Origin of the sequence: Kitasatospora sp. NPDC058048, assembly GCF_042885555.1 — a bacterium.
Classification (GTDB): domain Bacteria; phylum Actinomycetota; class Actinomycetes; order Streptomycetales; family Streptomycetaceae; genus Kitasatospora; species Kitasatospora lactacystinica.
The window spans coordinates 1-21,203 of record NZ_JBHVRT010000051.1; the positions used below are offsets into that span (position 1 = coordinate 1).

The window sequence follows — 21,203 nt, forward strand, 5'->3', positions numbered from 1 at the left end:
ACTGCAGGGGGGACCCTGTGGGAGAGTAGGACGCCGCCGAACAATTATTCAGAAGAACCCCCATCCGGGATCCGGATGGGGGTTTTTCGCATTTCCGGACTGTCTCATCGGTCGGTGTCACTTCCTCCACTCGCAGGTGGTCCTAGGTCTACCTCGGGATTGGGGTGCCATGGCCAGTGTGGGTGATGGACGGTTCGTGAAGACTGATGGAGGACGATCGGTACCGGCATCAGGAGCTTCCCGTGACAACAGTGAGTCGTACGAGCGGCGCGTCCGTACGTGCTCAGGCCCAGGCGGCCTTCAAGGCCGGCGGTGAGGGGCTGGCGCGGCTCGGTGTGGTGGTGTTGGCAGCGGTGCCGGGGGTGGTGCTGCCGGTGGGCGCGGCGATCTTCGCGGGGGCGATAACGGCCCGGCTCCTGCAGTCGTACGACCTGGGGCTCTTCCTCGCGCTTCTGGTAGCAGCGACTGCCGGCGGTGTGGTGGCCGCAGCCAGCGTCCGCCGTACTGCGAACCGCACCCGCGGCCAGTTGGAGCGCTGGATCGGCATACGGCTGCCGGCGGTCTACGAGCCCTGGCCGGAGCTGGAGTTGGACGGCCGGGGGCACTGGTGGACGGGCTACACCTACCACCGTTCGCGGACGGTGGCGAAGTACGCCCAGGTGGTCCACTGGGGCCTGCGGGACCGGACCACCCGTGGCGAGCTGCTCTGGCTGCTGGTGAACCCGTTCCTCGTGGTGGCCTTGGCCGGCCCGCTGGCCGTCCTGCTCGGGCTGGGCGTCGCCTACGCCCTGTCCTCGCCGGTGCCGGCGGACGACTTCGGCCCGCTGAGCGGCCGGATGGCGTCCATGCTGCTGAGCGTCGTGCTCGGAGCCGCCATGGTCGTCGGCGGCATACTCCTGGCACCGTTCGCGGTGCGGATGTACGTGGAGGCGGCCCGCCGGGTGCTGGACCAGGACGGCCGGGCGACGCGCGCCCAGCTGACCAGGCGGGTGGTCGAGTTGACCGAGACGCGGGCGGACGCGGCGGGCAGCCAGGCGGCCGAGCTGCGACGGATCGAGCGGGACCTGCACGACGGCGCCCAGGCGCGACTGGTCGCGATCGGGATGACGCTGGGCACCATCGAGCACCTGATGGACACCGACCAGGGGGCCGCGCGGGAGCTCCTGGCCGAGGCTCGCCAGTCCTCGGCCCGGGCCCTCCAGGAGCTGCGGGACCTGGTGCGCGGCATCCACCCGCCGGTGCTCGCCGAGCGCGGACTCGGCGATGCCGTCCGGGCCCTCGCGCTGGACAGCGCGCTGCCGACCGAGGTGTGCGTGAGCCTGCCGGACCGTCCGCCGGCGCCGGTGGAGGCCGCCGTGTACTTCAGCATCTGCGAGCTGCTGGCCAACGCGGCCAAGCACTCGGAGGCGGAGCAGGTCTGGGTGGACATCCTGTACCGGGCCGGCCTCCTGCGGATCACGGTGACGGACGACGGGGTGGGGGTGGCGGACCCTTCGCGGGGGACCGGACTGCGTGGTATCGAGAAGCGATTGGGTACCTTCGACGGTGTCCTCTCCATCGACAGCACGTCGGGCGGACCCACCACCATCACCTTGGAGTTGCCGTGCGAGTTGTCCTCGCCGAGGACCTCTACCTCCTTCGCGAAGGCCTGATCCGGCTGCTGGAAGCGCACGGCTTCACCATCGCCGCGGCGGTGGAGACCGGTCCCGAGCTGCTGGAGGCGCTTCTGACCCACCGGCCGGACGTTGCCGTGGTCGACGTCCGGCTGCCCCCGACGCTCACCGACGAGGGCCTGCAGGCCGCGCTCAGGGCACGGCGGGAGATCCAGGGCCTGCCGGTGCTGGTGCTGTCGCAGCACGTCCAGCAGCTCTACGCGCGGGAGTTGCTGGCCGACGGCACCGGGGGGATCGGCTACCTGCTGAAGGACCGGGTGTTCAACGCCGGGCAGTTCATCGACGCGGTCCGCCGGGTGGCGGCCGGCGGCACGGCGATGGACCCGGACGTGATCGCCAAGCTGATGGAGACCAGCGCGCGCAGGCCCGGTCCGTTGCTGCGGCTGTCCCCGCGGGAGCGCGAGGTGCTGGAACTGATGGCCGAGGGCTGTTCCAACTCGGCGATCGCCGCCCGGCTGTCGGTGAGCGACGGTGCGGTGGCCAAGCACATCGCCAACATCTTCAGCAAGCTCGACCTCGCCCCGGACGAGGACGCCAACCGCCGGGTGCTGGCCGTACTGGCCTACCTCAACGGCACGGCGAGGCAGACCCGCTGACGGTCCGGCCGGCCCCCGGTGCCGATCCGCACGGGGCCGGGGCCGGCGTTCGGCCGCCGCACTGTGACACCCCAGGCTGTGGGAACGCTTAAACATGCGTACGAGTAAACTCCGGTGGGCCGAGCCCGGAGGCTGCTCAGCCGTCCGGCGGCCCGACCAACGGGACCCGGCAGCCGAGGCACTGTACGCCAGCGGCCGACATCCAGGGGTTGATAGACGTAATGGCACGCCCAACGCTCACCAAGGCCCATCGTGGCCTGCTCGGCATGGTCGCGGCCGGTGCCTGCATCATTTCGGGCATCGGCTTCGCGGGCTCGTACAACGCGGTGCGCGAGCTGGCCGAGGAGAAGGGCTTCGGAGCCTTCTCTTACGCCTTCCCGATCGGCGTGGACGCCGGCATCGTCGTGCTCCTCGCGCTCGACCTGGTGCTGACCTGGCTGCGGATACCCTTCCCGATGCTGCGGCAGACCGCGTGGCTGCTGACCGTCGCCACCATCGCCTTCAACGCGGCCGCGTCCTGGGGCGACCCGCTCGGCATGGGGATGCACGCGGTCATTCCGGTGCTCTTCGTCGTCGTGGTCGAGGCCTCGCGGCACGCGGTCGGCCGAATAGCGGCGATCACGGCGGACCGCCACATGGAGTCGGTCCGGGTGATGCGCTGGCTCCTCTCGCCGGTGCCGACCTTCCGGCTCTGGCGGCGGATGAAGCTCTGGGAGCTCCGCTCCTACGACGAGGTCATCCGACTGGAACAGAACCGTCTGGTCTACCGGGCGCAGCTGCGTTTCCGGTACGGTCGCGGCTGGCGCCGCTCGGCGCCGATCCAGGCACTGCTGCCGCTCAAGCTCGCCAAGTTCGGCGTGCCGCTGGACCCGGCGCTGCTCGACCGGCTGGATGACGAGGGCCGTGTGCGCGAGGCCCCGGAGGCGCTGCCGGAGCAGGAGGCGCAGGGGATACCCGGCCAGGAGAACCGCGCTGCCGCGGCCATCGCCCCGGTCGCCGAGGCCCAGCCCCAGCAGCCGCAGCAGCCCCAGCCCCCGCAACACGCGCAGCAGGAACCGCAGGCCGCCCAGCAGGCCGCCCCCCAGGTCCAGCAGGTTCAGCAGGCCCAGCCCGAACAGGCTGCGGCACAGGCACCCGCGGCCGTCGCGCCGTTGTCCGCCGAGGTCGCCGCGCCGATGCTCGCGAAGCTGGCCGCCGTCCGGCTGCGGGCCGCCCAGGAGCCGGACGAGGCGGCGGACGCCGCCCCGCAGCCGCGCGGCGAGGAGCTGAACGTCTGGACCGAGCGCCCGGTCCGCACCACCGGCCACCCGGCCGACGCCGCCCCGGGTGGGCGGGTGCCCGGCCAGGCCTCGCCCTGGTTCAAGCCCCCGCGCCCGGTCGCCGAGGAGCCCACCGCCCTCGCCGCCACCGCCACCGCCCCCGCCTCCACCTCCGCCCCCGCGCCCGGTCCGCAGGCCCAGCACGTGGCCGGCTCGCAGCAGCAGCCCGAGCACTCCGAGCGGCTTGAGCAGCCTGCCGAGCCCGAGCAGCAGGTCCCGGCCGAGGAACGCGTCCACGCCGAGCAGCAGGTCCACGCCGAGCAGCGCGCGGTTGCTCCGGTGCCCGCGCGCCTCGACCCGGACCTCGCCTACGAGGCGCTCGTCTCGTACATGGACAGCTACGGCCACCAGCCCGACCCCCAGCGCCTCGCCGACTGGCTGACCAGGGAGTTCGGCGTCACCGGCAAGGGGCCGGACGGTTCGGTCCACCCCAAGGAGGTCGCCGACCTGTACCCGGAGCTGAACGAGCGCTACGCCGCCGCCGGGAGGGACTGACCGCGGCCGCCACCGTCCGGTGCCGGGTCGGCCATTGACGCCCGTACCCGCCGGAGCTACCTTCGCCTCAACAAACTGTTGAAGCGCTGGTTCGGCATGGAGGAGTGCGGATGACACGGGTCGGAGCCGACGGAAACGGGCCGACGGACGCGGCCTCCTTCTCCACCGCGGCCCGCGCCGCCGTGGAGGCGCTGCTCGCCCCCGTCGACGCCGATCTGACACGCCGTTACCCGGGCGAACCCGGGACCAGGCAGCCGGTGCACACCGTCTACGTCCCGGCCGACGCCTTCGGTGCCGACACCGTGCGGGAGTGGGGCCGCCGGGCCCTGGACGCCTTCGACCGGCACGCCGCCACCCCCGCCGAACTAGCCCGCGCCCTCGGCGTCGCGGACGACGAACTGCTCGCCGACGTGCACGCCCGGGTCCGCGCCAAGCTGGAGCGCGAGCCGATCGAGGACCTGCGGATCGACTTCGAGGACGGCTACGGCCCCCGCCCCGACGCCGAGGAGGACGCGGCCGCCGTCCGCGCCGCCGGGCTGGTGGCCGCCGCGGTGGCCGGGGGTGGCGCCCCGCCGTACCTCGGCATCCGGATCAAGTGCATGGAGGCCGCCGTCCGGGCCCGCGGCATCCGCACCCTGGAGCTGTTCCTGGCCACCCTGATGGCCCGCGGAGGGCTGCCGGAGGGCCTGGTCCTGACCCTGCCGAAGGTGACCTACGCCGAGCAGGTCACCGCGCTGGTCCGGCTGCTGGAGGACTTCGAGGGCCGGGCCGGGCTGCCCGCCGGCCGGATCGGCTTCGAGATCCAGATCGAGACCACCCAGGCGATCCTCGGCCCGGACGGAAGGGCCACCGTCGCCCGGATGATCGAGGCCGCCGAGGGACGCGCCACCGGCCTGCACTACGGGACCTTCGACTACAGCGCCGCCTGCGGCGTCAGCGCGGCCCACCAGAGCATGGACCACCCGGTCGCCGACCACGCCAAGGCGGTCATGCAGGTGGCGGCCGCGGGTACCGGGGTCCGGCTCTCCGACGGCTCGACCAACGTCGTCCCGACCGGTTCCACCGAGCAGGTGCACGCCGCCTGGAAGCTCCACCACGGCCTGGTCCGCCGCTCGCTGGCCCGCGCGTACTACCAGGGCTGGGACATGCACCCGGCGCACCTGCCCACCCGCTACGTCGCGGTCTACTCCTTCTACCGCGAGGGCCTGGCGGCCGCCGCCGCCCGACTGGCCGCGTACGTGGCGAAGGCGGGTGGTGACGTGATGGACGAGCCGGCCACCGCCCGGGCGCTGAGCGGCTACCTGCTGCGCGGCCTGGACTGCGGCGCCGTCGACCTCGCCGAGGTCGCCGCGCTGACCGGTCTGGACCGCGCGCGGCTGAACGCCCTGGCCGGGCGCTGACCCGTCGGCGGCCGGCGGTCGGCGGCCGGTGGCCGCTCCTCCCGTCGTGCGCCAACTAGGCTGGCGGTGCCGCCCCGGTGTCCCGGGGCGGGCGCCGCCAGCCTTCGCCGTCCTCGGGAGGACCTCCCCGCCATGTCCGCCACGCCGGAGCCCACCGCCAGGCCGTACCTCACCATCCGGCGGGCCGGCAGCCACGAGACCGAGATCAAGAAGTCCCGGTTCATCTGTCACCTCGCCCGGGTCGCCGACGAGGAGGAGGCGCAGGCGTTCATCGCCGGCATCCGCAAGCAGTACTGGGACGCCCGGCACAACTGCACCGCCTTCGTGGTCGGCGACGAGCAGCGCCGCGAGCGCTCCAGCGACGACGGCGAACCCGGCGGCACGGCCGGGGTGCCGATGCTGGAGGTGCTGCGTCGGCGCGGGCTGACCGACACCGTCGCCGTGGTCACCCGGTACTTCGGCGGGATCAAGCTCGGTGCGGGCGGCCTGGTGCGGGCGTACGGCAACGCGGTCTCGGCGGCGGTGGACGGGATCGGCCTGCTGGAGCGGCGGCCGGTCGCGCTGCTCGCCGTGACGGTGGACCACGTCCGGGCCGGGCGGGTGGAGAACGACCTGCGGGCGGCCGGGTACACGGTGAGCGATCTGGCCTACGAGGCCACCGGGGTGCGGATCGAGGTGGGCGTGCCGGAGCCGGACGTGACGGAGTTCCACACCTGGCTGGCGGAGGCGACCGGCGGTACCGCGGTGGCGGTCCCGGCCGGCCGCACCTATGTCGAGGTGCCGGTCTGAGCGGTGCCGCTCCGAGCGGCACCGGTCCGGCCGCGGGGCGGGTGGTACCTCGTGGGTCCCGGGGGGACGGACGATCCGCGGAACGGCTCGTCGGACGGCCCGTGACCGGCCGTTTCCGGTAGCCCAGGCCTTGCGCCACGCGGAAGAACGCTTGAGCAGATTCACCCGAACGTAGTGTCGTTGCCCGGAGTTGGAACTTCCGCTCCGGGCCGTGGCGTTTCCTGGGCAAGGTTCCGGCAGAACCGGACGAAACCGTCGATGGAGGACACAGGACCCGACCCCGCACCGCGGAGGTATGCGCATGACCTCAGACCGTTCGACCTCGAATCCCCTGTCCGCGACGAACCCGATCTCCAGCCGCCCGACCTCGAACCGTCCGACCTCGCATCACCCGACCTCGAACCACCCGATCGCGAACCGCCCCGCCCCGAACCGCGTCCGCGCGCACGCCGCCGCCGACCTGCCCGGCCCCCGCGGTCCCGCGACGCCCTACCGGATGACGGTCACCACGCTCCTCGGGCACGCCGAGGCCGTCGCCCTGGCCGACGAACAGCTGGCCTCCTGGCTGAAGCAGGAGGGCTACGAGGAGCCTCCACCGGCCCACCGTGCCCCCGTCGGGCAGATCGCCGAACCGGCTCCCACCGCCGAGCGCCTCCGCCTGGGCGAGCGCGTCCTGCTCGACCGCGACCTGGGCCCGTTGCGCGAGGGTCCGGGCGGCGGCCGCTACGACCGCCGCCGCCTGCGCACCCCGGCCCCGCACGGCACCCAGCAGCTCACCCTCACCGTGGCCACCGCCGCGGACGGCCCCACCTGGGTCCGGCTGGAGGCCGAGACACACAGCACCGGCAGCGGTGTGCGCACCCCGTGCCGGGTGCCGGTGCCCGAACTCGCCCGCTCGCTCCTCCCGCTGCTCGACGCCACCGACGGCCCGTCCGCCGTCCGCTCCGCCCCCCGGGTGATCACGGCCGACGAGGTCGACGCCCTGATCGACGAGCTGTGCGACCCCGAGCGCAGGCTGCCCACGGTGGTGGCCAGCGTCCCGGTGAACCTCCCGCTCGACCGCTGGGTGGAGGACGTGGTGGCCCCGCTCTGCCAGCAGCTGCCCGGCCTCGCCACCACCTACGTGCTGGACCCCGGCGCCCGCACCGGGTTCAACGTCGCGCTGGAGTACCACACCGTCTACGGCGGAGCGGTGCGCACCTACCTGCCCGACGTCGACCCGGCCTCCCGGCAGGACAGCGCCCGACATCCGGTGCTCGCCCGGGGCCGAATAGAAGAGGACCTGCGCCGCGCCGCCGGGCTGCTCTCCCGCGAGCCGCGCCGCCTGGCCGCGGAGCAGCCGCTGCCGCCGCCGCTCGCGGCCGTCCCGGTGCTGCGCGTCCCGCCGCCGCAGCTCCGCGAGCCCGCCGAGCAGTCCGCCGAGCAGTCGGCCGAGCGGGCATCCGAGCAGGCCGGGCGGACGGCTGGGCACGTCGTCGGGCAGGCCTGCGAACAGGTCGCCGAACGGGCCGCCCCGGACCAGGGCGAGGACCTGGCCGCGCTCGTCCGCGAGGAGCAGCAGGACCGCGCGGAGCAGCAGGCCCGGGCCGACGAGCTGGAGCGGGTCCGGCACACCCTGCGCCTGGAACGCCGCGAGCACCGGGACCGGGGCCAGGGCCGGGAGGGCCGCGACGGCCGGGACATCCGGGAGGGCCGCCTCCGCTCCGGAACCCGAGCCCTGACCGGACGCCACTGCGTCGCACCGGGCAGTGGTCCGGTCGTCGGGCCGCACTCCGTGGCCCAGCTCCACGACCGCCGGGGCACGCCCGAGACCTTCTCCGAACTCATGGCCAGACTGGGCGAGTTCCCGCTGGTGACCTTCACCGGGGACCAGAAGAACGCGCTCGCCCTGGACGAGCTGCAGTGTGCCGGCGCGGGCTGGGCCCGGCTCGCCTGGGACGGGCTGACCGCCCTCCAGGAGTACGCCGAGGCGGCCGTCCGCGGCGCGGCCGGCGGGGACTTCAAACAGTGGTGCGAGCGCACCCCCGAGGGCTGCCACCGCTTCCCGCCCCGCAAAGCGGTCCGCGGGGAGTCCAGGACGGTGTTCAGCCACACCAAGTGGAAGCGCGAGCGGATGCTGCCGGTGCCGGAATGCGTCGACTCCTCCCGGCGCGCGTTCATGGGCGCGCACCTGCGGATCGGCGGCGGCCGCACCGCGCCCCGGCTGCACTACCTGGACGACTGCTCCGGCAGCGGCCGGATCTACGTCGGCTACATCGGTCTGCACCTCACCAACACCCGGACCAACTGAGCGGCTTGGCTGACCGCTGCGTCCGTTCGGGGGACAATGTCCGGCAGCGGCGGGTCCACAGGTTCGCCGATCGCCCCGGGCAGGCGCCGGACGAGCATGGGGGAACGACGACCGATGCAGTACCCAGCAGACGGCCAGTCCGACGGAACCGCCACCGTCCAGTTCCCCCGGCCGGGCTTCCTCGCCTCGGTCTTCCGCGACCTCGGAGCCGAGGGGGAGCAGGAGCCGGGCGACGCCGTCGCCGGCCGCCCCGGTGGGGGCACGGCCGGTGACGGTCCGTCCGGCGACGGCCCGGCAGGTGGCGATCCGGCAGGTCGCGGTCCGACCGGTGCCGGTCAGTCGGACCCGGATCCCGTCGGCCGCGGCCCCGGCCGAGCCGACCACGGAACCGGCCACTCCGACCACTCCGGCCCCGGTGAGGCCGACCAGGACGAGGCCGTGGCGGCGCACGCCCGGGCCGCCACCCTGACCCACCACCGCACCCGCGCCGTCCAGGCCGAGCACGACCGGCTGGCCGACCTGCTGCGACGGGCCGCGCTGCCCGTCTCGGCCATGGACTTCGAGAGTCAGCTGCGCCACTACCAGCCCCGCCCCTACCCGGCCGACGGTCCCGCCGCGGCCGAAGACTCCGAGCCCCGCTGGGAGGACTACGCTCCCGCCGAGCCGCCCGCGGCCGACCCGGACAGCGGCCCGTCCCGCCGGCTGCTCGACTCCGGCTACCAGCGCGAGCTGGCCCAGGCCCGGCTCACCCACCAGCGCGCCCTGCGCGAGTGGCGCACCCGCCGGGCCGAGGCCGGAAGCCCGGCCGCCGACGAGTCCCGGCGCGCCCACGAGGCGGCCGAGGAGGCCCGGGCCCGCGCCGTGCGCGAGTACAACGAGAGCCTGGAGGAGTGCCGACGGGCCTACCGGCTGGCCGAACCGGCCGCGGTGGAATCGCTGCTGGAACGGGCGCTGGCCGCCGCCGAGACCGCCACCCAGGACCTGCCCGCCCCCTGCCGGGCGGTCTTCCGCCCGCTCACCCGCACCGCCGTGCTGGACCTCGACCTGCCGCCGCTCGACCTGGTGCCCTCGCTCACCGGCTACCGGCTCGACCCGGACGGCGACATCCGTCCGGTGCCGCGCCCGCCCGCGGACCGGGCCACCGACTACCTGCGGCTGGTCGCCCGGCTCGCCCTGCGCGCCCTCCAGGCCGCCGACGCCGTCGACACCGACGAGATACTCGCCGGCGTCGTCCTCAACGGCTGGCTGCGCGACCCCGCCGCGGCCGAGCCGCTCTGCCTGGTCAGCGTGGACGCCGACCGCGACGCACTGGCCCGCACCCGGCTGCTGCCGCCGGGCACCCCGTACGAGGAACGCGACGACGAGGGCGTCTACGCCGACGCCGAGCAGGACGAGGCCCTGGTGCGGCTGCGCCAGCTCGGCGCCGCCGTCACCCCGGACCCGTACGACCGGGCCGGTGTCCAGCCGGCCGCCCGGGCCGGGGCCACCGTGCCGGCCGCCTCCGACCTGTCCGCCAACGAGTTCGCCCAGCTGGTGCGGGACCTGCTGACCAGGGGCGGGATCGGGCAGTGGAGCGTCCGGCTGCGCGGCCCGGCCGGGCTGGTCGCCACCGGTGAGGGCGCGCCCGGGACCGCGCTGCCCGGCCGCTGGGTGGTCTGGGCCTCCCGGGACACCGCGTCGGTCGGCGCCGAGCAGATCGAGACCCTGGCCGAGGCGGTCGGGGAGGAGTCCGCCGAGCGCGGGCTGCGGCTGACCACCGGCCGGTTCACCGAGGAGGTGCTGGACCTCACCGCCGAGGAGAGCCACCGCCACATCCACCTGATCGACGGCGACGGCGTCCGCGAACTCGCCCGCACCCACCTCGGCCTGCCGCTCGCCACCGGCGGCTGAGGCTCCCCGCCCCGGCGGGCGGCCTCACTCCGACAGCCCAACCGGCGGCCCATCCGGGGGCGCCCGAGCGGGCCCGGGCCGAGGCTGGGGGCACGGCTCCCGGTCGGGCCCGGCACCCCGGGTGATCACGGCCGAACGGGCGTCCGGTACGGTCGGCGGTCGGCCCGGTCACGGGCGGATCCCAGGGGGAGAGGAATGGGCAGAACGCTCGGCGGACCACCCGGTGAAGGCCCCGGCCACCAGGCCGGACCCGAGACGGAGCCGGCCCGATGACCGCGGTACTGGTCGCCGCCGCGGCGTTCCTGATGACCCTCATCGGCGGCTTCGTGGCCCAGCGCACCCGCGACCGCCGCCACCTGGTGCTCGGCTTCGCCGCCGGGCTGATGCTCGGCGTCGTCGCCTTCGACCTGCTGCCCGAGGCGATCCACCAGGCCCCGAACGAACTGCACGGCGTCCCGCAGGCGCTGCTGATGTTCGCGGCCGGCTTCCTCACCATCCACGTGATCGAGCGCGCGGTCGCCATCCACCGCGGCCACGAGGGCGAGTACGCCGCGCACTCCCACGGCCACCAGCACGGGCACACCCACTCCGTCGGGCACCAGGGCGTCGGGATGACCGCCGCACTGGCCCTGGTCGGGCACAGCGTGATGGACGGCTTCGCGATCGGCGCCGCCTTCCAGGCCGGCACCACGGTCGGCACGGTGGTGGCCATCGCGGTGGTCGCGCACGACTTCGCCGATGGCTTCAACACGTACACGATCACCCGGCTGTACGGGAACAACCGGAGGCGGGCGCTGACCCTGCTCGCCGCCGACGCGCTGGCCCCGGTGTCCGGCGCGGCGATCACCCTGGCGTTCACCATCCCGGCGCACCTGCTCGGCCTCTACCTGGGCTTCTTCTCCGGCTTCCTGCTCTACCTGGCGACCTCGGACATCCTCCCCGAGGCGCACAGCCCGCACCCCTCGCGCACCACCCTGCTCTGCACCGTGGCCGGGGTCGGCTTCATGTGGCTGGTGATCGGCTTCGCCGGCTGAGGCCCGTAGGAGGCCCGTACGAGGCCCGGGCCCCCGCGATGCCCCGAACACGGCGGTCCTCAGACCGGAAGCCGCCCCCAACACTCCCGCATCGAGGCCAGCGCCTCGGTGATGGCCGGACGCCGGGAGGCCTGGGAGCGCCAGAGTGCGAACACCCGGCGGCCGGGCTCCGGCGTCACCCGGCGGACCGCCACCCCGGGCGGCAGCGGGCCCCGTCCGAGCCTGGGCACCAGACCCATGCCCAGACCGGCCGCGACCAGGGCGATCTGCGTCTCGAACTCCCCGACCTGGTAGCGCACGTCCGGCTCCTCGCCGGCCTCGCGCAGGGTGCGGACCAGCCAGTCGTGGCAGATGTTGCCCGGCGGCACGCTGATCCAGCGCTGCCCGCACAGCCGCTCCACCGGCACCGGGTCGAGCGCGGCCAGATCGTCGTCGGCGGGCAGCAGCAGGTCCACCGGGTCCGTGCCGAGGTCCATCCGGGAGACCCCCTCCTGCACCGGCAGCGGCACGGTCGGCCAGTCCTGCACCAGCGCCAGGTCCACCTCGCCCCGGGCCACCAGCTCGGCCGCCGGGTAGGGGTCGCGCTCCAGCAGCCGGACGTCCAGCTCCGGGCAGCGCCGCCGCAGATCGGCCAGCGCCCCGGGCATCAGTCCGCGGGCACCGGACGGGAACGCGGCCACCAGCAGCCGCCCGACGGCCCGGCCGCACTGTTCCTCCAGCCGCACCTCGGCCTGCTCCACCAGCCCCAGCACGGTCCGCGCGGTGACGGCCAGCTCGCGCGCCGCGTCGGTCAGCACCACGCCGCGGCCCTGCCGCTCCAGCAGTACCGTGCGGGTCTCCCGCTCCAGCTTGGCGATCTGCTGCGAGACCGCCGAGGGCGTGAAGCCGAGTGCGGCCGCCGCCCCGCCGACCGAGCCGTGCACCGCCACCGCGTGCAGCGCCCGCAGGCGTCCCAGATCCATCATGCAGTGATCCTAAAGGGTTTGCTTCAGTATTCATCGCTGGTGCTACACGGTCCGGGGTCGCCATGCTCGACCCATGACCGCGACAACCGCCGCCGCCCCGAGCGGCCGCACCAGCACGGGCAGCACCGGCAGCACGGGTGACACGGGTGGCAACGGTCCGGGCGGCATGAGCCCGCGCCACATCGCCCTGGCCGTCCTGGTGGCCGCCGTCTGGGGCCTCAACTTCGTCCTGATCCACGTCGGCCTGGACAGCTTCCCGCCGCTGCTCTTCTGCGCCCTGCGGTTCGCCGTCGTCGCGGTGCCGGCGGTCTTCTTCGTCGGCCCGCCCAGGGTGGCCCGGCGCTGGGTGGTGGCGGTCGGCCTGGTCCTCGGGGTGGTCAAGTTCGGGCTGCTCTTCCTCGGCATGCACGCCGGGATGCCGGCCGGACTCTCCTCCCTGGTGCTCCAGGGGCAGGCCGGCTTCACCGCGCTGTTCGCCGCCGTACTGCTGCGCGAGCGCCCCGGCCGGCAGCGGCTGGCGGGCCTGGCGGTCGCCTTCGCCGGCATCGCGCTGAGCGCCTGGGACCAGGGCGCGGGCGGACCGCTCGGGGCCTTCGCCCTGGTCGTCCTGGCCGCCGTCGCCTGGGGTCTGGCCAACGTGCTGACCCGCAAGGCCGCGCCGCCGGACGCCCTGCGCTGGATGGTCTGGGTCAGTGCCGTCCCGCCGCTGCCGCTGTTGGGCCTGTCCCTGCTGGTCGAGGGGCCCGACGCGGACCTGCGCGCCCTGCGCGGGATCACCCCGGCCGGACTGGGCGCGATCGGCTACGTCGGGCTGGTCTCCACCCTGTTCGGCTTCGTCGCCTGGAGCTTCCTGCTGCGCAACTACGACGCGACCGCCGTCGCGCCCTACTCGCTGCTGGTCCCGGTGTTCGGGATGTCCTCGGCCTGGCTGCTGCTGGGCGAGCGGATCAGCCCGACCGCCGCCGCGGCCGCGCTGCTGGTGATCGCTGGGATCGGGATCACCGCGCTGCGCCCGGGGGCCGCTACCGGCGTGGTGGCCCGGCTTCGAGGAAGCGGGCCTCGGCCGAGCGCAGCACCCGCAGCAGCACCTCCTCGTCGGCGGGGCTGACCTCGCCGAAGTACTCCTGCGCCACCTCGTCCCGGACCTGCCCGATCCGCTCCACCGCCGCCCGGCCGGCCTCGGTCAGCAGGATCCGCACCGCCCGCCGGTCGGCCGGGTCGGGGCTGCGCTCGACCAGGCCGGCCTCCTCCAGCGCGTCGACCACGGTGGTCGCCGAGCGCGGGGCGATGTGCAGCTTGTCGGCGAGGTCGCTCAGCCGCATCGCGTGGTCCGGCGTCTCGCAGCCGGGCACGTGGGCGAGCGTGCGCAGTGCCCGGGCCTGGCCGGGGGTGATGCCGTACGGCTCCAGCCGCCAGCCGGTCTGACGGCGGATCCGCTTGATCGCCCTGGTCATCGCGTCGGCCAGTTCGGCGGCGGTGTCCGGGGTGCCGGACCGGGGGCCGGAGGAGGGGTCCGCCGGTTCGTCGGTCGGCGTGGTGGTCATCGGCGGTCTCCTCGGCTGGCGTCCGCCCAAGGGTAGCCGTCGGTCCGGGGCCCGCGGCCGGCGGCGGAGGGTGATCGCGGAAATATGTTGAGCTTAGCTCAGTATCTGGGTTAGCGTTGCCCCGAGTGAGGGGACCCTAAGTTCCCCTCCCGACCTTGGAGGACCCATGCCCCGCTCCGAAGCCCGCGTCGCCACCGACCGCCCGGGCCGTTACGCCAAGCAGCTCACCGCCCACATGGGGCGCAAGATCGAGGCCGTCTACTCGGAGGAGACCGGCCGCGGCACGATGGTCTTCGGCGCCGGCACCGCCACCCTGGAGGCACAGCCCGACGCGCTGCTGCTCACCGTCGAGGGCGAGCGCGAGAACCTGCCCGGCCTGGAGGACGTCGTCGGCCGCCACCTCGTCCGCTTCGGCGCCCGCGACGAACTCGTCATCGCATGGCACCGGGACAACGGCGAGCCCGGCCTCGTTCACCGCAACGAAGAGGCCCCCGAAGCCTGACGACCCCCGGAACCCGGCCGGGGCAGCCACCGGGCGAACGACCACAGCACCAGGACGGCCAGGCACCAGCTCGCCACCACGTCCAGCAGCCAGTGGAAATCGCTCCACACCAGCCCCGCGCCCACCCCGAGCGACAACAGCACCGCACCCGCCGTCAACCCCCGGACGGCGCGCGGCCCCGCCACCCGGGCCAGCAACAGCGCCGCCACCCCGTACGAGACCGCCGCGGTCGCGGTGTGCCCGGACGGGTACCAGCCCCACTGGCCCGCCGCCAGCGGCTCCCCGAGCGGACCCGGCCGGGCGAAGGCCGACTTCGCCGGGACCACCAGCAACGGGATCAGCACCGCCGTCAGCGCCGCCACCGGCAGCGGCAGCCACCAGCGCCCGGCCCCGGCCCGGCGCCCGAGCCACGCGGCCAGAGCACCGGCCAGCAGCAGCACCGGGACCGCCGGAACGCCGCTGCCCAGGTCCGACAGGAGATGACCGAGCCGGTCGAGCAAGGCGTTCGGGAAGTCCCGGTGCGCCGAACGGATCGTCCGGCGGACCCAGCGGTCCACGCCGAGCAGCGGCCCCTCCGCCGCGACCTGCCAGGACACCACCACCAGCAGCACCGCCGCGACCACCGGCACCGCCACCGACCGCGCCACCCGGCCCGGAACGGCGGACAGCCGCCCCGGAGCAGGGGGGAGAGCTCCGGGGCGGCTCTGATGATCGCCGTTCCGCGCGCCCCGGGGGGTGTGGGTCGGACGGTCGGTCGATCGGCCTTCGGTGGGCGCCGACCCTCCCGGGCCGGCCTGGTCGTCCTCGTGCGGCACCCGCGCGACCGGCCCCGGAAGGGGCCCCGCGGACGGCCGCGCCAACGGCTGAGGCTCGCTGTCCATCTGCGATGACACTACGTCAACAGCCCTTCCGCGCCGAGCGCCTTCAGCGATTCCGCACACCATCTTCACCCCGCGCCGGGCAGCCTCCGGGGCACCCCGTCGATCATGCCCGGACCGCCCGCGCGGCACGCCGGAAACCGAACGGCCCGTGTGGACCAAGAGGTCCCCACGGGCCGTTCAGCGCTGTCCGGACAACCCTCCGGCGGGGGTTCACGACCTGACGGGCGACACCGCTCAGAGGGCGGCGAACGCACCCTCCAGGATGTCCAGGCCCTCGGTCAGCAGGTGCTCCGGCATGACCAGCGGCGGCAGGAAGCGCAGCACGTTGCCGTAGGTGCCGGCGGTCAGCACGACCAGGCCCTCGGCGTGGCAGGCCTTGGCGATGGCCGCGGTGGCCTCCGCGTTCGGCTCCTTGCCGCCCGGCAGCACCAGCTCGACGGCGATCATCGCACCGCGGCCGCGGACCTCACCGATGATCTCGTACTTCTCCTGCATGGCCCGCAGGCGGCCCAGCATGATCTCGCCGATCCGCTGCGCCTTGCCGTTGAGGTCCAGCTCCTTCATGGTCTCGATGGCACCCAGTGCGGCGGCACAGGCCACCGGGTTGCCACCGTAGGTGCCACCCAGACCACCGGTCTGCGCGGCGTCCATGATCTCGGCGCGGCCGGTCAGCGCAGACAGCGGCAGACCGCCGGCGATGCCCTTCGCGGTGGTGATCAGGTCCGGGACGATGCCCTCGTCCTCGCACGCGAACCACTGGCCGGTACGGCAGAAACCGGTCTGGATCTCGTCCGCGACGAACACGATGCCGTTCGCCTTCGCGAACTCCACGATCGCCGGCAGGAAGCCCTTGGCCGGCTCGATGAAGCCGCCCTCGCCCTGGATCGGCTCGATGATGATCGCGGCGACGTTCTCGGCACCGATCTGCTTGTTGATCGCGTCGATCGCCTGCGCCGCGGCCTCGGCGGCGGCGTTCTCCGCACCGGTCAGCCAGCGGTACGGGTAGGCGACCGGCACCCGGTAGACCTCGGGGGCGAACGGACCGAAGCCCTGCTTGTACGGCATGTTCTTCGCCGTCAGCGCCAGCGTCAGGTTGGTGCGGCCGTGGTAGCCGTGGTCGAACACCACGATGGCCTGGCGCTTGGTGTAGGCGCGGGCGATCTTCACCGCGTTCTCGACGGCCTCGGAACCCGAGTTGAACAGCGCGGTGCGCTTCTCGTGGTCACCCGGGGTCAGCTCGTTCAGCTGCTCGGCGACCGCCACATAACCCTCGTACGGGGTCACCATGAAACAGGTGTGCGTGAAGTTGCCCAGCTGCTCGGTCGTCCGGGCCACCACGGCCTCGGCGCTGTTGCCGACGTTCGTCACGGCGATGCCGGAACCGAAGTCGATCAGCGAGTTGCCGTCCACGTCCTCCAGCACGCCGCCGTTGGCACGGGACACGTACACCGGCAGGGTGGTGCCGACACCGGCCGCCACCGCACCCAGCTTGCGGGCGTGCAGCTCCTGCGACTTCGGACCGGGGATCGCGGTGACCAGGCGGCGCTCCTGCGGGAGCGGCGTTGCGGCGCTCATGGGGTTTCTCCAGACTTCTCGGCTCGGTGCTTCGCAGGCTACGGCCGCCCTCCCCACCCGGGCACGCGCCACTCGGTAGCAGTGCGCCGTCCGACTTGTCCGGCACGGCCAGCGCGGGCGGCACGACTACCCGCAGGCCACGCTCCACTACCCTGAGCGCGGGCGTGTCGCCGGTACGGCGGCATGGGTATGGCGGCACCGACGGCGGTCGGGCCGGGCGGGCGGGCGAGGGAGCGGGGCCGTACATGGCACAGGACGGGGCACACCACCACGGCGAGCACACCACCACCAGCCCCCCGAGCCCCTTGCCCCACCAACGCCCCGGCGGGGGCACCACCCCCTTCGACCTCGCCGCCTGGGCCTGCGCCCCGCGCCCCGACGCCGAACCGGGCGTCTACCGGCTCGGCTACCACCGCCTCGACCCGGAGCGGGCGGAGGCGGCCAAGGTGGCCACTTGGCCGCTGCTGCTGCGGGCGGGGCTGAACGCGGTGGTGGCGTGGCCGGCCTTCGTCTACGGCACTCAGCTCGTGCTCCACCTGATCGTGATTACCGTCTGGGTCGAACACCCCAGCGAGACCCTCGTGACTGCTGTCGGGCTGTCGGTGAACGTGTTGGTGGCTGCGGCCGTCATCAAGTTCTTCGGCCGGATGGGCCGCTGGCCCGAGGTGTGGCGCCGCTACGTCACGCCGTTGCTGTCGCGCACGGTGACGCAGGAGCGGCCCGTCGAGGAGGACGCCCCGGGGGCGGCCGAGGGCGTGCGGGGGCAGGATCCGTGGGACGGGCTGCGCCGGGGCGGTGCGGTCGGGGCGGCGGCCCGGCTGGACGGCGAGGCCGTGGGGGACGTCGACTACGTGCGGATCCGGCGTGCCTGGGAGTCCGCGCAGGCGGACCCGGTGTTCGTGCCCGCCTTCGCCGAGCAGGTGGCCTCGCGCGGTGCGGCGGCCTTCGCTCATCCTTCCGAGTCGCGCGAGCTGCCCGGCCGTGCCGAGCGGCACGATCTGCTGCTCGGCCAGGTCCGGCTGGGCACCGCGCAGGACGTCCCGAAGAACCCGTTGGGCCACCGGGCGGCTGGTTTCGCGCTGGACCCGGCGGTGCTGGGCACCTCGCTGCTGGCGGTGGGCCCGGCCGGTACGGGGAAGACGGCGCGGCTGGCCCGGCCGGTGGCGGAGGCGTTGTGCCTGCAGGCGTTGTCGGGTACGGCCTGTGCGGTGGTGGTCGGGGCGGCGGATGCCGATCTCGGCCCGGACGCCTGGTACGACGTTGTGATCGCGCCCGGCGATCCGTCCTCGCTGTACGGGCTGGACCTCTACGGCGTCGCACGGGACCCCGACGAGGCGGCCGCCCGGCTGGCCGAGGCGTTGCTGCCGGACGAGCTGACCGCCCGCGCGGAGCACGCCCGGACCGCGTTGCAGCAGGTGGTGGGCCCGTTCCACGCGGCGTACGGCCGTTACCCGGGGGTGCGGGAGCTGCGGGCGATGCTGGCGGGCGAGCCGGATGTGCTGGCGCCCCTGGTGAAGGCGCTCGGGGTGGCCGGCCGGCTGGCCGTCCACGAGCGGGACCTGGAGCACCGGGAGCGGCAGCGCGACCGGGCGGACGACCCCGGGGCACTGCTGGCGGACCGGCTGGCGCTGTTGGAGCGGCCCGCCTTCGAGGGGGCTTTCGCGACCGATGGGACCGGCCGGCCCCCGTTCGCGATGCGGGTGCTGGACCATCCGCTGCGGGTGCGGGTGAAGTTGCCCGAGCGGAGTCACCCGGAGGCGGCGCGGATGCTGTCCCGGCTGGTGGTGGGGCAGTTCGTGCAGGCGGCCGGGGTCCGCGAGGACCGTTCGCTGTTCGCGGGCCTGGTGGTGGACGACGCCTCGGCGGCGCTGGACGCCACCGCGGTGCGCGGCCTGCAGCGGATGCGCGGGGCGAACGCGGGCGCGGTGCTGTTGCTGCGGACGCTGGTGGACCTGCCGGAGGCGCTGCGGGCTCCGCTGTTCGGCGCGGTCGGCTGCCGGATGGCGTTCCCGGGGATCGCGCCGTGGGACGGGAAGCTGTTCTCGGAGGCCTGGGGGACTCACCTGGTGCAGGAGACCGCGGTCACCCACACCCCCGACACCTCCGGTGGGGTGATACGGCGGGCCGGGCGGGTCGGGCGGAAGGCGTTGTCGGGGACGACGGCGCAGACGGAGTCGGTGACGACGCGGGACGTGGAGCGGCTGCGGTGGTCGCCGTCGGATCTGGCGCACGCGCTGCCGGCGGGGCATGCGGTGGTGTCGTTGACGGCGGTGTCGGGGGAGCAGGTGCCGCCGTTGCTGGTGGATCTCCGGGGTTGACGGCGGGCTGCCGGGGAAGCCGCCTTCGAGGTGGATTCGGCAGTGCGGGTTGTCCGGGGCGTCCATAATGAAGGGGAGAGACCCTCACCAGTCCCACGTCCCTCTCCTCGCCCGGCCGCAATGGCGCGGTCAGGTCGATCCTTCGAAGGTGCCATGCCCCCCACACTCGCCTCCGTCGTCCGTAATACGTCGCTCCATCTGACGGTTCTCGCCGGTGCGGATCACCTGGAACGTCCGGTCCGCTGGGTGCACACCAGTGAGCTGGACGACCCGACGCCGTTCCTGGAGGGTGGCGAGCTGCTGCTCACCACCGGTATCAAGCTGGGTCGTACGGCGGCGCAGTTGCAGGCGTATGTGCACCGGTTGGCCGACGCGGGGGTGGTCGGGCTGGGGCTGGGGGTGGGGTTGTCGCACACGGAGGTGCCGCAGCCGCTGGTGGACGCGGCGGCGCAGCGCGGGCTGCCGTTGTTGCGGGTGCCGGAGCCGACGCCGTTCATCGCGATCAGCAAGGTGGTGTCGGCGGCGCTGGCCGCGGAGCAGTACGAGGCGGTGACGACCAGCTTCGAGGCGCAGGAGGAGCTGACGCGGGCGGCGCTCGGCAAGGACGGTACGACGGCGGTGGTGCGTCGGCTGGCGGCCCGGCTGGGGGGTTGGGCGGCGCTGTACGACGGGTCGGGCGCGCTGTCGGTGGTGGCGCCGGACTGGGCGGCGCGCCGGGCGGGGCGGCTGGCGGCGGAGGTGGACCGGCTGCGTCGGCGGCCGGCGCCGTCGAGTGCGGCGTTGCAGGGGCGCGCGCCGGGGATAGACACGGCGGACGAGGACTACGTGGTGGTCCAGTCGCTGGGGGCGGACCGGCGTGCCCGGGGTTTCCTGGCGGTCGGGACCGAGGACCGGATCACGCCGACCGAGCGGTATGTGCTGAACGCGGCGGTGGCGCTGCTGACTCTCACCCTGGAGCGGTCGCGGGAGCTGCGGCAGGCCGAGGAGCGGATGGGCGCGGCGCTGCTGCGGATGGTGCTGGCCGGTGAGGTGGCGACGGCCCGCCAGGTGGCGGTGGGGCTGTTCGGGGGGCTTCCGGAGGGGACGATACGGGTTCTGGTGGCCGGGGCGGGGCCGGCGAACGCGGATGCCGTGGAGGCGCTCGGGGAGCTGGGCGACCGGGCCGAGCAGGCGGGCGCCCGGGTGGGGGAGAAGCTGCTGGTGGCGCGGGAGGACGGTGCGCACGGGCAGCGGCTGATGGTGCTGGCGTTGGACAACGGCGCGGTGCACCGGGCTTGTCTGGGCACGGTGGAGGAGCACGAGGGCCTGTCGTTGGGTGTCTCGGCGCCGGCCGCGCTGGAGGAGGCCGGGACGGCGCACGCGCAGGCCGAGCGGGCGTTGGCGGTGGCGTTGCGCGGCGGCCGCCGGTCGGTGGACCACGAGGAGGTCGGCGCGGGGTCGCTGCTGCCGCTGCTGGGCGAGGACGCGGTGACGGCCTTCGCGGAGGGGTTGCTGCGGCCGTTGCGGGAGCACGACCGGACGGCCCGCGGGGATCTGGTGGCGTCGTTGCGGGCGTGGCTGTCCCGGCACGGCCAGTGGGACGCGGCGGCGGCGGACCTGGGGGTGCACCGGCACACGCTGCGCTACCGGATGCGCCGGGTCGAGGAGCTGCTGGGGCGCTCGCTGGATGACACGGACGTGCGGATGGAGCTGTGGCTGGCGCTGCGTTCCGGCGAGGAGTGACGTACGGGGTGGCACGGGCGGGGTGGCACAGGCGGTTCACGCGGCGGGCGGAGGGCGGCCGGTGGCGGACGGCGGACGAGGCTCCGGCGGTGCGCGGACCGCGCCCCGGTAGGACGTGGTGGAGTGGCCCCGGGGGCGAACGCTCCTAGTCGGCCAATCCGGTCGGCGCGCCGCCCCGCCTACCCTCAAATCCGGGTCCCACGTCCGTGG

General features: G+C 74.4%; 16 protein-coding genes. 12 read left to right on the plus strand and 4 right to left on the minus strand.

Features of this window, described 5'->3' with window-relative positions; translation table 11 throughout:
- Positions 1–242 precede the first annotated feature (242 nt).
- From ACFVVA_RS36480 to ACFVVA_RS36515, 8 genes are all read left to right on the plus strand, one after another.
- Positions 243–1,652, plus strand: coding sequence for a sensor histidine kinase (locus ACFVVA_RS36480; RefSeq protein ID WP_387695001.1), 1,410 nt, complete (start codon positions 243–245; stop codon positions 1,650–1,652).
- On the plus strand, positions 1,604–2,269 hold the full coding sequence (locus ACFVVA_RS36485; protein WP_387695002.1) for a LuxR C-terminal-related transcriptional regulator: 666 nt from the start codon (positions 1,604–1,606) through the stop codon (positions 2,267–2,269). The genes ACFVVA_RS36480 and ACFVVA_RS36485 overlap by 49 nt, the downstream gene beginning before the upstream one ends.
- Before the next feature lie 221 nt (positions 2,270–2,490).
- The gene (locus ACFVVA_RS36490; protein ID WP_387695003.1) at positions 2,491–4,083 is read left to right on the plus strand and encodes a DUF2637 domain-containing protein; all 1,593 of its coding nucleotides are present in this window, start codon (positions 2,491–2,493) and stop codon (positions 4,081–4,083) included.
- A gap of 110 nt (positions 4,084–4,193) precedes the next feature.
- Positions 4,194–5,483 (plus strand): DUF6986 family protein, encoded by a 1,290-nt coding sequence (locus tag ACFVVA_RS36495; protein ID WP_387695004.1) that lies wholly within the window; start codon positions 4,194–4,196, stop codon positions 5,481–5,483.
- 132 nt (positions 5,484–5,615) lie between these two features.
- Positions 5,616–6,272 (plus strand): YigZ family protein, encoded by a 657-nt coding sequence (locus tag ACFVVA_RS36500; protein ID WP_387695005.1) that lies wholly within the window; start codon positions 5,616–5,618, stop codon positions 6,270–6,272.
- Between the two features lie 301 nt (positions 6,273–6,573).
- On the plus strand, positions 6,574–8,562 hold the full coding sequence (locus tag ACFVVA_RS36505) for a hypothetical protein (RefSeq protein WP_387695006.1): 1,989 nt from the start codon (positions 6,574–6,576) through the stop codon (positions 8,560–8,562).
- A 114-nt stretch (positions 8,563–8,676) separates the two neighbouring features.
- Positions 8,677–10,452 (plus strand): restriction endonuclease, encoded by a 1,776-nt coding sequence (locus ACFVVA_RS36510; RefSeq protein ID WP_387695007.1) that lies wholly within the window; start codon positions 8,677–8,679, stop codon positions 10,450–10,452.
- A 269-nt stretch (positions 10,453–10,721) separates the two neighbouring features.
- Entirely contained in the window at positions 10,722–11,486 is a 765-nt protein-coding gene (locus ACFVVA_RS36515; protein ID WP_387695008.1) for a ZIP family metal transporter, read from the plus strand.
- A gap of 59 nt (positions 11,487–11,545) precedes the next feature.
- On the opposite strand, the gene ACFVVA_RS36520 is transcribed toward ACFVVA_RS36515, so the two are convergent.
- Positions 11,546–12,451, minus strand: a complete 906-nt coding sequence (locus ACFVVA_RS36520) for a LysR family transcriptional regulator (protein ID WP_387695009.1) — start codon at positions 12,449–12,451, stop codon at positions 11,546–11,548.
- A gap of 166 nt (positions 12,452–12,617) precedes the next feature.
- On the opposite strand from ACFVVA_RS36520, the gene ACFVVA_RS36525 reads away from it, so the two are divergent.
- Positions 12,618–13,559, plus strand: coding sequence for an EamA family transporter (locus ACFVVA_RS36525; RefSeq protein WP_387695040.1), 942 nt, complete (start codon positions 12,618–12,620; stop codon positions 13,557–13,559).
- Here ACFVVA_RS36525 and ACFVVA_RS36530 read toward each other — a convergent pair.
- Positions 13,474–13,995, minus strand: a complete 522-nt coding sequence (locus tag ACFVVA_RS36530) for a MarR family transcriptional regulator (RefSeq protein WP_359909198.1) — start codon at positions 13,993–13,995, stop codon at positions 13,474–13,476. The genes ACFVVA_RS36525 and ACFVVA_RS36530 overlap by 86 nt on opposite strands.
- A gap of 166 nt (positions 13,996–14,161) precedes the next feature.
- On the opposite strand from ACFVVA_RS36530, the gene ACFVVA_RS36535 reads away from it, so the two are divergent.
- Positions 14,162–14,497 carry a DUF2218 domain-containing protein gene (locus ACFVVA_RS36535; RefSeq protein WP_359909195.1) on the plus strand — a complete coding sequence of 112 codons (336 nt, stop codon included), beginning with the start codon at positions 14,162–14,164 and terminating at the stop codon, positions 14,495–14,497.
- Here the strand turns inward: ACFVVA_RS36535 and ACFVVA_RS36540 are convergent.
- Positions 14,467–15,132 (minus strand): phosphatase PAP2 family protein, encoded by a 666-nt coding sequence (locus tag ACFVVA_RS36540; protein ID WP_387695010.1) that lies wholly within the window; start codon positions 15,130–15,132, stop codon positions 14,467–14,469. The two genes, ACFVVA_RS36535 and ACFVVA_RS36540, sit on opposite strands and share 31 nt — an antisense overlap.
- 480 nt (positions 15,133–15,612) lie before the next feature.
- Positions 15,613–16,953 carry a 4-aminobutyrate--2-oxoglutarate transaminase gene (gene gabT, locus ACFVVA_RS36545; protein WP_387695011.1) on the minus strand — a complete coding sequence of 447 codons (1,341 nt, stop codon included), beginning with the start codon at positions 16,951–16,953 and terminating at the stop codon, positions 15,613–15,615.
- 245 nt (positions 16,954–17,198) lie between these two features.
- Between gabT and ACFVVA_RS36550 the strand changes: the two genes are divergently transcribed.
- On the plus strand, positions 17,199–19,271 hold the full coding sequence (locus ACFVVA_RS36550) for an ATP-binding protein (protein WP_387695012.1): 2,073 nt from the start codon (positions 17,199–17,201) through the stop codon (positions 19,269–19,271).
- Positions 19,272–19,424: 153 nt separating this feature from the next.
- Complete coding sequence (locus ACFVVA_RS36555; RefSeq protein WP_387695013.1) at positions 19,425–20,993, plus strand: PucR family transcriptional regulator; 1,569 nt, start codon at positions 19,425–19,427, stop codon at positions 20,991–20,993.
- Positions 20,994–21,203: the final 210 nt, after the last annotated feature.

Excerpts from the sequence above, each read along its gene's own strand:
- ACFVVA_RS36495 (WP_387695004.1), top strand. The coding sequence starts at position 4,194 with ATGACACGGGTCGGAGCCGACGGAAACGGGCCGACGGACGCGGCCTCC.
- gabT (WP_387695011.1), bottom strand. The coding sequence starts at position 16,953 with ATGAGCGCCGCAACGCCGCTCCCGCAGGAGCGCCGCCTGGTCACCGCG.
- ACFVVA_RS36555 (WP_387695013.1), top strand. The coding sequence starts at position 19,425 with ATGCCCCCCACACTCGCCTCCGTCGTCCGTAATACGTCGCTCCATCTG.
- ACFVVA_RS36490 (WP_387695003.1), top strand. The coding sequence starts at position 2,491 with ATGGCACGCCCAACGCTCACCAAGGCCCATCGTGGCCTGCTCGGCATG.
- ACFVVA_RS36530 (WP_359909198.1), bottom strand. The coding sequence starts at position 13,995 with ATGACCACCACGCCGACCGACGAACCGGCGGACCCCTCCTCCGGCCCC.
- ACFVVA_RS36550 (WP_387695012.1), top strand. The coding sequence starts at position 17,199 with ATGGCACAGGACGGGGCACACCACCACGGCGAGCACACCACCACCAGC.
- ACFVVA_RS36525 (WP_387695040.1), top strand. The coding sequence starts at position 12,618 with ATGAGCCCGCGCCACATCGCCCTGGCCGTCCTGGTGGCCGCCGTCTGG.
- ACFVVA_RS36520 (WP_387695009.1), bottom strand. The coding sequence starts at position 12,451 with ATGATGGATCTGGGACGCCTGCGGGCGCTGCACGCGGTGGCGGTGCAC.
- ACFVVA_RS36505 (WP_387695006.1), top strand. The coding sequence starts at position 6,574 with ATGACCTCAGACCGTTCGACCTCGAATCCCCTGTCCGCGACGAACCCG.
- ACFVVA_RS36535 (WP_359909195.1), top strand. The coding sequence starts at position 14,162 with ATGCCCCGCTCCGAAGCCCGCGTCGCCACCGACCGCCCGGGCCGTTAC.
- ACFVVA_RS36500 (WP_387695005.1), top strand. The coding sequence starts at position 5,616 with ATGTCCGCCACGCCGGAGCCCACCGCCAGGCCGTACCTCACCATCCGG.
- ACFVVA_RS36515 (WP_387695008.1), top strand. The coding sequence starts at position 10,722 with ATGACCGCGGTACTGGTCGCCGCCGCGGCGTTCCTGATGACCCTCATC.
- ACFVVA_RS36510 (WP_387695007.1), top strand. The coding sequence starts at position 8,677 with ATGCAGTACCCAGCAGACGGCCAGTCCGACGGAACCGCCACCGTCCAG.